This is a genomic window from Microbulbifer maximicatervae (SeqCode) (assembly GCF_052467955.1).
Window position 1 is genome coordinate 2,713,162 of sequence record NZ_CP174329.1, and the last position, 12,142, is coordinate 2,725,303.

The window sequence follows — 12,142 nt, forward strand, 5'->3', positions numbered from 1 at the left end:
TAGCCAGTCGAAATTTATATGTAGGCTACCCCGAAACAGGAAATTAATACATGGACCTTATATTTAACAATGCTGCATTGCGTCAAAACCTTATAGGCTGCCCGGCCTCTCATGCCGACGCATTTAAAACCACCGCAGCATCTCACCGTTGCGCTAAGTTTTATACACAAGTTTTTCCGGTTTTATTATGTAAATCAATAAGTTACAGTTTGACCTGGCATGAATTACAGATTTGATTGGATTATTATGCAGGACTGGGTCATGGACGAAGTAAAAAATCAGGTTATGGGTGATACACGCTTGAATAAGCGCTTGTCCAATATTCTTAGTAGTTTAAGTTCAGATCCAAAGAATAGCATTCCCTGTGCAAACAAAACTTGGGCAGAAACGTTTGCAGCTTATCGCTTTATCGAAAATGATAAAGTCAATTTTGACTCTATTATGAGCGGCCATAAATCGGCAACTCTTGAGAGAATCAAGGCGCAGCCCGTTGTTCTTATCCCTCAAGATACCACCTTTCTAAATTTTGCCACTGACTTAGAAAGTAAAGAGATGGGAACACTTAGGCGGAAAGAGACCAATCAGCAACTCTTGCACACCTCCATCGCTATAACGCCATCAAGAATTAACTTGGGTGTTGTTGAGGGTAGTATGTGGCAGAGAGACAAGGAATCAAGCTCTAATTCCCGTTATACCAAGTCGATAAAGGATAAGGAGAGTCGACGCTGGCTAGACCATTACGAAACGGCTTGTCAGATACAGGAGCGCTGCCCTGAAAGTACAATTGTGAGTATTGCTGATAGAGAGGGTGATATTCATGAGTGGTTTCAACTGGCTGAAGATCAAAGTGAACAGCGGCGGGCGAGCTATATCGTTCGAGCTAAGGCCAATCGCACTTTAGAGCTCGATGGAGAAGAAACGGTTTTGCTTTGGGATCATATGAATGAGCAGAAATCTGTCGGTCTATACACGGTAGATATTCCCAAACGGAATGGAGAGCCTGGAAGAAAAGCCAAGGTCAACGTATCCACTACTGAGATACGGCTACTTGGGAAAGGAAAATCTAAACGACCACTTTCTCTCTATGCTGTATTGGCTAAAGAATTAAACCCACCAGAGAGTGAAAAAGGCATTGAGTGGATGCTGTTAACTGATCTTCCAGTTGAAGACTTTAAGCAGGCAAGGGTCATCATTGAGTGGTATCGAAGCCGGTGGGAAATTGAAACCTATTTTCGGGTGGTGAAAGGCGGATGCCAGATAGAAAGTAACCGTTTTAGAACAGAGCAGCGCATGTTGAACTGCATTGCGATCTATATGATTATTGGATGGCGGCTACATTCGATAACTACGCATGCACGAAGAGTTCCTGACGCACCGTGTACAAGTGCCTACTCTGAAAAAGAATGGCGTATGATATGGATGATTCGAGATAAAACTACTCCACCAAATGAACCCCCAAGCATGAGGGAGATAACCCGTATGTTGGCAGGTTTAGGAGGTTTTTTGGGGCGTAAAGGGGATGGCGAGCCAGGGGTTAAAACCGTTTGGCAGGGATACACCAAGCTACTTCATTATATAGAGGCAGCAGAAGCTCTAAATGGACTTAAATAATGTGTATAAAACACAGCCGTTGCGTTATCATCGTTCGCGCAACAGGGCCAACGTGTACTCAATTACTTGAGCAGGGATATGATACAAAGGGCTTTAGGATTCATGGGAAGTCATGCGATTGGGGGCCGATGGCTGGTTTTGTTTTACGAGACCCCCGGTTAAATAAACACGGGATGAGAAAAGCGGCCTATAACCGCACCCAGCATCAAGAGGCATTCACTGATAACAACTCTGGCGCGGGATGGACTGCATCAACAACACCGCTTCGCTTGCATCAGGAACGGGTTGATTGGCTGATTCAGAACGGAAAGATCAATGTTATAAGAAAAACTCAAGATCGTTACGAAGGTATAGCCAGCCACCCCAGTGGCATTACTTTTCACTATTCTCTTATCAGGGTTAACACATGTTTGGGAGATATGTGGGGTGTTTATGTTGATAAGGAAAAGAGCAGACAGTCAGGTTTTATCCAGGAGCGGGGTAATATCGTTGTTCAGTATGACACTAAGTACAAAGACATGTATGAGCCGCTACTGGCGATGACCAATCCAGTGGAGCATCGTCATTTTCGAAATGAGCACCCTCTGAATGCCATTACCGGGGATTACGACTTATTTGCTATTTGGCCATTTAAGCAGGGGGCAAAGAGGTTTGATCGATATGGAGATGATCGCCGTATTCTCGGCACTGCTCAAGCTTGGTCGCAGCGCCAGCATATCGAAAATCAATTGGAGAGAAATTTCACTACCCAAGGGCAAGGCACTAAACTGGGTAATATAACTAATCGGATTTATGAAGTAAGCCAAACACTCAATTCCACAATTGGTGGCATTCGCAACCCGAGAGCTGGAGCTGGGCATTGGGGGCCATTCCCCAGAAGAAATGTACTATGGCACAGTGATGAAGCCGCACGCCCATATGTGAACGATATAGATTTACCCCTTATTGCATTTACTCCTGCTCGCAGTGAAGTGGTTATTCAAACTTTGCAGGCTTTTAGAGAATTTATCGCAATGTGTAGAATACATGGTGTCCATGTCACTTTGGCAGAGGGTTGGGCAATGAACCCTACCAATAATAAGCCCGACCGATTGGGGCAAGGGTACGGAAGATTTGTACCTCGCGACTGGCACTTTGGTCAGTGGATCGTTCCACCTTGGTACAATGCTTAATAGAGTTATTATGTCGATGTCTGTGGTTACTTGAAAAGTAGCCACTACTTCTCCGGAGGCTGGTTGTTAACAGCGTTTTTTGGAGCGGTCCTTTTAGGTAAAGTAGATGATTCTGTATATATTTGAGGTGTTCAATATACACAGAGAGAAGGTGTGCGCGGAAATAAATACATTTACCTAGGCGGCAGTCAAGTGAGGTGCTCCAATCTAGTCAAGCTCACCATAAGCTTGTGGAGCAATTCATAGAGCATCAATCTACTTGAAAGTCTGACAAGGGGTTTCTACTTCAGGTGGTAGCTCTCGTGGGATGCGCAAGGTTGTAAGGGGGGCGACGGAATAGTACTAAACTGACATCAAAGATAAAATAGGAATTTGTTCTCAATTTTTTGTGTAACTAACTTTGAGTGCTGTTAAGCCATTTAATAATTTCTTTATGTTCAACTTCTCCTATTGTATTCATGCTTGGGTGATATCTGCCAATAATTTTAATTAACTTTACATTGTCTTTTTTCAAGTTTTCATAATCCACATAAGGAGATATTTGGTCTGAATCTGAGAGTATTAGTAGTGTTGGAACCTTGGAGGACTTTAGGAGTGGTGTTATCTTCGTGTCATCCAGATTGATTTTGGCTTTCTCTAGAGCCAGAATTGCACCCTTGCGAAAGTCTTTTTCAGGGATAATTTTGCTAAGTAGTGGGTGGTCACGTTTTGCATAATTGTACACAGCTTCATCAAATGATGGCATTGGAGCCGAAAGAATAATTCCGCTAATGTCTTGTCGTTGGGAAGAGATATGGGCTGCCGTTAGTGCGCCCATCGAATTTCCCAGAATATAAATATCCTCATCTTTAATGACGCCCTCTTTTATTAAATTGTCAATGAGGTGGTTAATATAATTGCTGTCATCCACCCCGTATTTTTTATTGCCACCTGAATCACCATGACCGAGAAGATCTGGAACAACAACCTGAAACCCAAGAAAACGGAAGTATAAAGCTGAATTGATCATAAAATCTTTGGAGGTGCGAAATCCATGCAATAAGATTACGGTACCATCGTAACTCCGCTCCATGGAGTTTCTGGTTAAATCGATTTTAACATTGTTCTCTTTGTCGCCTTCTCCATGTTTTACGGAGTACTGAAGTTTGTTATCGGTTAAAGGTGGACCATAGTAATAGCTAATACAGTTCTTTTTTTGCAGAGGGCAATATTTGTCTTTTTTGAAGTCTAAGTCTTTAATTTGATCGGCAGTTAATCTGTTGTTAAAAGAATAATCTTCAGCGTTGTCTATAAAGCTTGCGATCCTTTGGGAGCAGGCTGAAGTAGCTAAGCATGTTAAGGTAATGGAGAGTACTTTAATTAGAGATACTTTGGTTTTCATGGTTTTTGACTTTAGGAGGTTGCCGTAATTTACTCGCAGGATTATTCGTTTTTCTCTTGCCTTTGATATGTGCCATATAGGCAACCAGTTCTTCTGCCTGTAAACCTGCTGTGAGGGGTACTTCGTTCATAATTTAGGGCTTTTCCAACTTTTGCCCTTGTTTTGCGAAGGGGGCTTAGGAGTCTGCTGAGGTATTGTGTTTCGAACCAGCGTACGCCCAAGATGAGTACTAATTACTTGAGCCGGCTTGTACTTCTTCTAGGCTAGCGTGTGCCACTTATGTTGGGAGTCTAGGGTTTTGCCGAATAACTAAAGTGACCACTAAACCCCTTCTTTGGTTGAGAAGGCTGTCGGCTATCCTCTAAGGCAGCATGAAAACCTCCATTCCTCAAGGTGCTACCGTGTTATATCTAGTCACAGCAAAGCGTGAGGCCGAGTATGGTGCTTACCTTTGCTTGCTGTAGTTGCGTTCCAGCATTTCCTGGCGACTTTTTTCTTCAAAAGAGAGTTCTGCAGTGGGCCTTAATAGCAGTCGCTGCAAACCGATCGGATCCCCACTTATCTCACAGTACCCGTAAGTGCCATCTTTAATCTTCTCTAATGCCCGCTGGATCTTGCGCAGAAGTAGATGCTTGCGGCCGGTAAAGCGTAGGTGTTGCTGGTTCTCCTGCTCTGCGGCCGCTCGGTCCAGGTCATCAGCTAAGGCAAGGTTCGTGGTTGCAATAGCCTGCTGTCCCTGTTCAACCTCTGCCATTAGGTCGCTTTTCAATTCCATTAGACGATGCTGGAAGAAGAATAGTTGTTTTTCGTTCATATAGTCTGAGGCGGGCATCCCCAGCAGTTCTTGCTCACTGATTTTTGGCATTCCATGAATCCCCTGTTCCATAGCTCACGTTGACTTGAAATATTAAATTGATGATATAACATATCATCATGTTGGCTGAAGTGTATGTGGTTGTCTTGGGTTCTCGTAGATTAAAAGGATTGTTGTGAGAGATACTTTAGGAATTTTGGCTTCTGGGCTTTGCTTGCTGCACTGTCTTTTGACTCCTTTGTTACCGGTATTGGGAGGTTTGGGGATATTGGGTGCTTTACAAGAGGACCAGTTTCTCCATTTGCTGTTGCTTGTACCCGTGGTAATTCTGGCCTTGGCCAGCTTCCCAGCCTCTTGCCGACGCCATCAGCGCTACGCGGTAATGATTGTTGGTTTCTCCGGGGCATTGCTATTGGTTGGTGCGCTATATATCGAGGGGGTATGGGAGCTAGTTGCCAGTGTTCTTGGTGCAGGCTTATTGATTGTTGCCCACTGGGTAAATCAGCGCTTGATTTATCGGGGCGCTCTTGTCGAATAGGTGAAGATCATGAGGCTTGCAGGAGCATTGTTCGTTGTGTTTTTTTGGGCTGGCCCGGTGGCCGCAGAGGTGGGAAGCCATGTTCACGGTAAGGCGATGATGTACCTGGTGGCCGAAGCAGACAGAATCAGTGTCGAGCTGGAGTCGCCCACAGTCGACCTGGTGGGATTTGAGCATGCGCCACGTAGCGATGTTCAAAAGCAGCGGTTAGAGCAGGTTGCTCACGAGCTATCCAAGCCAGATCATTTTCTTGAGTTTGTCGGTGCCCAGTGCAAACCCTTAAGTGTGGAAGTTAAGGCGCCATATAGCGCAGAAGTTACCAGTGACAACTCGGTGCACAGTGGTTTCCGTGCTAGTTACCAATTCAAGTGTGATAATCTGGCAGAGTTCAACAGTGTCATTGTTACCCTGTTTGAGAGGTTTCCCGGTATTCATGGGATTGCAGTGCAATGGATCAGCTCCGGTCGTCAGGGGGCTGAACTGCTCACTGGTAAAGACAACAAATTGCAAATGAAATAGGCTATGAAAGCATCCCAAATCAAACAGACCCTGAGTGTGGCGGAACAAACCTGTCGCAGTTCAGGTGCCCGCCTGACTGAAAAGCGTAAGAACGTTCTTACCGTGTTGTTGCGGTCAAAAACTCCGCTCTCTGCCTATGAAATAGCGGAGCATTACAATGGTGACTTTGGCGACTCAATTCCCGCCATGTCAGTCTATCGAATGCTGGACTTTCTGGCAGCAGAGAACCTGGTTCACAAACTCAATTCAGAAAACAAGTACCTGGCCTGTGCTCATATTGCCTGTGACCACAGCCACCAGACTCCACAGTTTTTAATCTGCAATCGCTGCAGCAAAGTGCGGGAAATTGGCATTAGGCCCGAAGTCATTGATGCATTGCGGGATACGGTTGAAAGTGCTGGATATCATCTCCAGACATCCCAATTGGAGCTGGATTGTGTTTGTGATGAGTGCAGCCGGGATGCAGCTTAGTGGCAGCTAGTCAGTTAATACGCGGGGTACCTGCCAACGTTATCACTGGTTTTTTGGGCGTCGGCAAGACAACGGCTATCCGGCACCTCCTGGAAAGTAAGCCCGCTGATGAGCGCTGGGCTGTTCTTGTCAATGAGTTTGGAGAAGTGGGCGTTGATGGCGCACTTTTTGAACCAGAACAGGAAGGCAATATTTATATTCGGGAGGTACCTGGCGGCTGTATGTGCTGTGCTGCTGGTTTGCCGATGCAGGTCGCTTTAAACCAGTTACTGGCTAAGGCCAGACCCCATCGATTAATAATTGAGCCGACGGGCCTGGGGCACCCTAGAGAGGTGCTGGCGGCTTTGTCTGATGCAGTGCGCGGCGGTGTGTTGGACCTTCGCGGTACGCTAACTTTGGTCGATGCTCGCTGTATTGAAGATAACCGCTACTTACGTAGTGAGACTTTTCGGCAGCAATTAGAAGTTGCTGATCTGGTAGTGGCGAATAAGTCTGATCTCTACGGCCCCGAAGACTTGCAAAACCTTCAGCGATTTCTCTCGTTCTTAGGTGGGGGCGCTGAAAAACCGCTGCAAGTGGTGGAGCAGGGGCGTATCGAATTGGATTGGCTCCAACTGCCCTGCAGTTTTCAGGTCTCGTCGGGGAGTGATCACCACCACCCAGTAACTAAGGCGGCGGATGAGATTGAGCTATTGCCGGAGTGTGGCTATCTCCGCTCAGAGAATAGCGGAGAGGGATACTACAGCTGTGGCTGGCGTTTTAGCCCTGAATTTATATTTGATTATGATGCGCTCTTTTCACTATTCAGTGGCACTGACGCTGAGAGAATCAAGGGGGTATTTATTACTGAGCAAGGTGTATTTGGATTTAATAAGGCTGACAAAGTACTTACAGTTTTAGAGCTGGATGACATATTGGAAAGCCGGGTAGAGGCGATTAACCAAGCGCGTTTGGATTGGGATGCAATGGAGAGCTCCTGGATCGCTGCCCTGGCGGATAACCAGGGTCCCGAAACAAAAGTGTTTTACGAATCCAAATAGCTATATGGCCAGGTATTCAAATCTGGCCTGGCTTATTAGAAATTTTTACAAAGAGCTGCTCATTTTCTTTAGCCCCGCTCTACGCGGTACAAAAGAAGCAGAGCTGCTCTAATAATTGGAAGCTCTAATATCAGTGGGAGTTTTCTCTACGAGTCTTTCGGGTTGGTATAAAAACAACCAAACTGAAGTATTCATATTAAAAATAGTTCGGACATTCTCAGAAAATGATATTTTAAAAACTTAATGTGATTGTCTTCCAATAAACTCCTGAACCTCCTCCAATCCTCGGATAGTTTCCCAGTTAAGATTTAGATCCGTAACAGGGATGCTGTCAGTTCCATCATACTCCTCTTTAGAGAGGTAATCGCCTATAGAAAGTTCACGCAGATTGGGCAATAAAGATAATGCAGAATAGTTTTTTACGTGCGTTCCTTCTAAAGATAAACACCACAGATCTTTCATTTCGTCAAGCGCAGATATTTCGCTTACCTCTGTTCGGGCCAGGTTAAGATTAGCTAAATTACGGTTGTTGACTAAAATAGAGCAATCATCAAAATAGGTATTCCGCAATCCAAGCATTATCAATGAGCTTAAGGATCTCAGTGGTGTAAAATCTTTAACTGGGCAATCGGAGATGTTTAGGCGTTGAAGTCTATTTTTTCCAGAAAGTGAGTCGATCGCGGTAAAGCTGCAATGATCAGCTCTTAGCCACTCAAGCATGTTTAACTTTGTCAGGGGAGATAAGTCCGTGATTTGTGTTTGATCAACTTGAAGTTCCTTGAGTTTAGTAAGATTCTCAATGGGCTTCAAATCTTTATTGGGGCTACGAGATAGACAAAGGATCTCTAATTGTTTGCAGTTCGCTATTGGTGTTAAGTCCTTTATATCAGTATCATTCAGGTATAGTTTCTTAATTTTTTTAAACTCACTCAGTTCTGATATTAATGTTTGATCAATGTGAAGCTCCTCAAGCTCAGTAAGGCTTTCGATGGGCTTCAAATATTTTGCCGGGCAACGGGAAAGGGAAAGAACTCTTAACTGTTTACAGTTTGCTAACGGTGTAAGGTCTTCCACCAGAGTATCCTCTAGGTACAGTTCTTTAACCTTTCTAAATTCACTTAACGGTGACAGATCAGTAAGATTTTCTCTCCCTGAGAGATCGATAACTTCTTCGTCTAGAATAGGTGTTGCTGGCATAATAGAGTTTCCAGGGATTTTCAAGTAATATAATTTATTAATAGCTCTATCTGAATTCTTACAGCAACGGATATGCTTGGCAAGAGCAAAGGAGGCTAGTAGATTGTGTGCTGATTTACTTCTGCACAAACAAACCAGCGGCCTAGGGAAACTCGTACCAGTAAGCAGCCCTGAAAGGGCAAGACCAGATAGAAGCGGTCAATTGATATAGCCAATAGGCTTGAGCCAACTTTCTTGAACCAACTTTCTTGAACTCCGGTTTAAAATTCAGGCGTATACTGTTTGCTACATATGACATCCTGCTTTATAGCCTTACCATCTTAGCGATGTGTCTGAAAGATTTAGATCACTATATCTGCAAAAAATTTTGACTTATCTGTAGATATTGCCCGACGAGAATATGTAAAGTTACCGCAGACGGTCCGTTCTTGATTGGAGTCAGCTGAGTTCTCTTCACTTGTGCAATGCGTTGCTCAAGGTATCTTTCTGTAGAGTAATTAAACTCAAGTTATTCTTCCGTTAGATAACTTCAACTAATGAAAATTATTTCCCGAGGTTCTAGCTGTCCTGCTTCCTGCTATTGAAGACGGGCCAATACCTGTATTCCTTGATCGTACAGTTCACTTCTCCGGTGTTGAAATGATGTGATGCATCACTTTGCTGATTAGTCTAGTAAGATAGCCTCCAGGTAGTTGGAGATAATCAAGCTTGAATCCAGAACCCACACAGAAATCTCAGTGGTTGTAGGGCGTTAAGTGAAGTTTATTGGTCAGTGCATGCCGGAACCGGAAGTGGCTTGCTCAAAGATTTTTTGAGGGCAAAACAGCTTGTCGCAAATTTCCTTCTTGTTGTCGCCATAATTTAGATCCGCCCGGACTTTACGACATTAAAATGATATTTTGTATCAATTACGTATCTATGGCTTGCCCCATTTGAGTGTATAAGCCAGTGAAGTAATATCGATGAAATACTGGTTTTAACCAAGAGCACAGTTTCGTGTCGGCCTACCGTCCTGGCGGGTATGTTACTCTGTCAGCCTGCCGTGTTTATGAGTGAATTTTCGGTGTACCGGAAAAGACAGGGTTAGCGTTGGGAAGTACCCAAAATTAACCTGTTATTTTTTAAATATTGCTGAGTAAATATGAAAATAAATAATTCTATTGTTTACGGGGTTGCAACTGCAGCATTATTTGCTGGAGCGAGTTGCGCCAGCCTCGCCGCAGAGAAAGAGAGTGTTTCGACTGAAGGCATGTGGCAACCTCACCAGTTGCCTGAGCTGTCCAAAGAGCTTCGCACTCATGGCCTGGAGCTGGACCCAGCCAGCATGACCAAGCTTACCGAATTTCCAATGAATGCGGTGATCAGCCTGGGAAACTGCTCTGCTTCCTTTGTCTCTCCCACGGGATTGGTGATTACTAACCACCACTGCGCCTACGGTTCAATTTCATACAATTCAACTGAATCCAAGGATTTACTGGCTGAAGGTTTCCTGGCCGGAGATTTGTCTGAAGAGCTGCCTGCTGCACCGGGCTCCCGCGTCTACGTCACCGTTGCAATGAACGAAGTAACGGACAAGGTTAACGAACGCCTGACAGATGAGATGGATGGTGCTGCACGTTTTGCCGCAATCGAAGAAGCGGAGAAGGCGCTGGTTTCCGAGTGTGAAAAAGATCCGGGCCATCGCTGTGAGGTCTATAGCTACTACGGCGGTTTGAATTACTACCAGGTTAAGCAGCTGGAAATCCGCGATGTGCGTTTGGTTCATGCGCCGGCGTCTTCGATTGGCAAATTCGGCGGCGATATCGATAACTGGATGTGGCCTCGCCATACCGGCGATTACGCTTTCTACCGCGCCTATGTTGGCAAAGATGGTAAACCGGCTGATTATTCCAAAGATAATGTCCCTTACGAGCCCAAGCACTATTTGCCTGTAGCAGCAAAAGGGCCTAAAGAAGGTGATTTCGTGATGGTTGCCGGTTATCCGGGGCGTACAAACCGTTATCGCACTGCCCAGGAAGTGGAAAGCAACTTCAACTGGTATTACCCAAACATGCAGCGGGTGCTGGGTGAATGGTCGGAAACGATTGGTGCGGCAACTGCCGACAATAAAGATGCAGAGTTAAAGTATGCAAGCCTCGTGGCAGGTTTGAATAATTACTCTAAAAACTTTACCGGCATGATGGAGGGTTACCAGCGTAGCGATCTATTGCAGCGTAAAGAAAAGCTGGAAAAAGATTTGCAAGCTTGGGTGGATTCAGACAAGGCCCGCGAGAAAAAATACCAGTCGACGATCGATGATCTCGAGGCGCTGGTTGTAGAAAAAGAATCAACTCGTGAACAGGACCTGGCCATCGATTATATGGATCGTTCAGCCATGCTGGGTGCCGCAAGCAAACTGTATCGATTGGCTAAAGAGAACGAAAAACCCGATGCTGAGCGCAAGCCGGGTTATCAGGAACGGGATCTAACCCGATTCAAAGAGGGCATGCGTCGTATAGAACGCAGCTATCACCCATCAGTCGACAAACAGATCTGGCTTTACTTCCTGGACCGTTACCAGGCGCTCCCTAAGGAGCAGCGTATAGCCAGCTTTGATCGTTACTTGAATATCGGCAAAGGCAATACTGACTTAGAGGCAACTCTCGACAAAATGTATAAGGAAACAGAGCTTTCCAATGTCGAGGTACGTGAAGCGTGGATCGGTAAAAAGCCCGAAGACTTCAAAGAGAGCAAGGATCCGTTTATCCAGCTGGCAGTGGCCATGTACGATGATATGCTTGCCCGTGAAGAGCATGAGGAATCCATGAAAGGGCGCTTCGCCCAATTGCGCCCACAGTATATGGAGATGCTGATAGATTATTACCACTCCCTAGGTAAGCCGGTCTACCCGGATGCAAATAGCTCTCTTCGCGTGACTTATGGCCTGGTTAAAGGCTATGAGCCACCAGCTGGAACAATTGAAGAGGCAGCAGATGGTAATGACGGTAAACAAGGCTTTGTACCTTTTACAACATTGCGTGGTATTAAGGCAAAGTATACCGGCGAGGACCCCTTTGATGCTCCTAAGGCTTTGATGGAAGCGATCGATAAGAAGAACTATGGCCGCTACTATGAAAAGCAGCTGGATTCAGTACCGGTTAATTTCCTAAGTACCGTAGATATTACGGGCGGTAACTCAGGATCTCCGACAATGAATGGTCGCGGCGAGCTGGTGGGAGTCGTATTTGACGGAACCTACGATAGCATCAATGCTGATTGGGACTTCACCGATAGCACCCGGGCGATTCATGTCGATATCGCTTATATTCTCTGGGTAATGGAGAATATTGACGGGGCCGGATACTTGGTTCGGGAGATGGGCCTATAGCCGGTATTAGCTGAAGTAGCGTCCCCGGGTGA

11 protein-coding genes are annotated in these 12,142 nt (G+C 45.3%); 7 read left to right on the plus strand and 4 right to left on the minus strand.

The window, feature by feature from the left end:
• Positions 1–246 precede the first annotated feature (246 nt).
• Positions 247–1,611, plus strand: a complete 1,365-nt coding sequence (locus ACJJI5_RS11690) for an IS4 family transposase (RefSeq protein ID WP_507018116.1) — start codon at positions 247–249, stop codon at positions 1,609–1,611.
• Complete coding sequence (locus ACJJI5_RS11695) at positions 1,611–2,783, plus strand: anthrax toxin-like adenylyl cyclase domain-containing protein (RefSeq protein ID WP_445354080.1); 1,173 nt, start codon at positions 1,611–1,613, stop codon at positions 2,781–2,783. Before ACJJI5_RS11690 ends, ACJJI5_RS11695 begins: the two co-directional genes overlap by 1 nt.
• 394 nt (positions 2,784–3,177) lie before the next feature.
• Here the strand turns inward: ACJJI5_RS11695 and ACJJI5_RS11700 are convergent, their stop codons facing one another.
• The 3 genes from ACJJI5_RS11700 to ACJJI5_RS11710 form a co-directional block, all read right to left on the minus strand.
• A complete protein-coding gene (locus ACJJI5_RS11700) occupies positions 3,178–4,164 on the minus strand; it encodes an alpha/beta hydrolase (RefSeq protein ID WP_445354081.1) in 987 nt (328 codons plus the stop codon).
• On the minus strand, positions 4,139–4,294 hold the full coding sequence (locus ACJJI5_RS11705) for a hypothetical protein (RefSeq protein ID WP_444908142.1): 156 nt from the start codon (positions 4,292–4,294) through the stop codon (positions 4,139–4,141). The genes ACJJI5_RS11700 and ACJJI5_RS11705 overlap by 26 nt, the downstream gene beginning before the upstream one ends.
• Before the next feature lie 315 nt (positions 4,295–4,609).
• Positions 4,610–5,029: a TraR/DksA family transcriptional regulator gene (locus ACJJI5_RS11710; RefSeq protein ID WP_444913174.1), complete on the minus strand. Its 420-nt coding sequence runs from the start codon at positions 5,027–5,029 to the stop codon at positions 4,610–4,612.
• Between the two features lie 124 nt (positions 5,030–5,153).
• Here ACJJI5_RS11710 and ACJJI5_RS11715 point away from each other — a divergent pair, with 124 nt between their 5' ends.
• From ACJJI5_RS11715 to ACJJI5_RS11730, 4 genes are read left to right on the plus strand one after another with little or no spacing between them, the layout of a single operon-like run.
• A complete protein-coding gene (locus ACJJI5_RS11715; RefSeq protein WP_413662162.1) occupies positions 5,154–5,516 on the plus strand; it encodes a MerC family mercury resistance protein in 363 nt (120 codons plus the stop codon).
• A gap of 9 nt (positions 5,517–5,525) precedes the next feature.
• Positions 5,526–6,035 carry a ZrgA family zinc uptake protein gene (locus ACJJI5_RS11720; RefSeq protein ID WP_444913173.1) on the plus strand — a complete coding sequence of 170 codons (510 nt, stop codon included), beginning with the start codon at positions 5,526–5,528 and terminating at the stop codon, positions 6,033–6,035.
• 3 nt (positions 6,036–6,038) lie between these two features.
• Positions 6,039–6,506, plus strand: coding sequence for a Fur family transcriptional regulator (locus ACJJI5_RS11725; RefSeq protein WP_282933007.1), 468 nt, complete (start codon positions 6,039–6,041; stop codon positions 6,504–6,506).
• Complete coding sequence (locus tag ACJJI5_RS11730) at positions 6,506–7,546, plus strand: CobW family GTP-binding protein (RefSeq protein ID WP_445354082.1); 1,041 nt, start codon at positions 6,506–6,508, stop codon at positions 7,544–7,546. Before ACJJI5_RS11725 ends, ACJJI5_RS11730 begins: the two co-directional genes overlap by 1 nt.
• A 240-nt stretch (positions 7,547–7,786) precedes the next feature.
• On the opposite strand, the gene ACJJI5_RS11735 is transcribed toward ACJJI5_RS11730, so the two are convergent.
• Complete coding sequence (locus tag ACJJI5_RS11735; protein ID WP_445354083.1) at positions 7,787–8,743, minus strand: leucine-rich repeat domain-containing protein; 957 nt, start codon at positions 8,741–8,743, stop codon at positions 7,787–7,789.
• Between the two features lie 1,141 nt (positions 8,744–9,884).
• Here ACJJI5_RS11735 and ACJJI5_RS11740 point away from each other — a divergent pair.
• Positions 9,885–12,110: a S46 family peptidase gene (locus tag ACJJI5_RS11740; RefSeq protein ID WP_445354084.1), complete on the plus strand. Its 2,226-nt coding sequence runs from the start codon at positions 9,885–9,887 to the stop codon at positions 12,108–12,110.
• Positions 12,111–12,142 lie beyond the last annotated feature (32 nt).

Coding starts and splice junctions, on each gene's coding strand:
- ACJJI5_RS11690 (WP_507018116.1), top strand. CDS start 247: ATGCAGGACTGGGTCATGGACGAAGTAAAAAATCAGGTTATGGGTGAT.
- ACJJI5_RS11695 (WP_445354080.1), top strand. CDS start 1,611: ATGTGTATAAAACACAGCCGTTGCGTTATCATCGTTCGCGCAACAGGG.
- ACJJI5_RS11700 (WP_445354081.1), bottom strand. CDS start 4,164: ATGAAAACCAAAGTATCTCTAATTAAAGTACTCTCCATTACCTTAACA.
- ACJJI5_RS11705 (WP_444908142.1), bottom strand. CDS start 4,294: ATGAACGAAGTACCCCTCACAGCAGGTTTACAGGCAGAAGAACTGGTT.
- ACJJI5_RS11710 (WP_444913174.1), bottom strand. CDS start 5,029: ATGCCAAAAATCAGTGAGCAAGAACTGCTGGGGATGCCCGCCTCAGAC.
- ACJJI5_RS11720 (WP_444913173.1), top strand. CDS start 5,526: ATGAGGCTTGCAGGAGCATTGTTCGTTGTGTTTTTTTGGGCTGGCCCG.
- ACJJI5_RS11725 (WP_282933007.1), top strand. CDS start 6,039: ATGAAAGCATCCCAAATCAAACAGACCCTGAGTGTGGCGGAACAAACC.
- ACJJI5_RS11735 (WP_445354083.1), bottom strand. CDS start 8,743: ATGCCAGCAACACCTATTCTAGACGAAGAAGTTATCGATCTCTCAGGG.
- ACJJI5_RS11740 (WP_445354084.1), top strand. CDS start 9,885: ATGAAAATAAATAATTCTATTGTTTACGGGGTTGCAACTGCAGCATTA.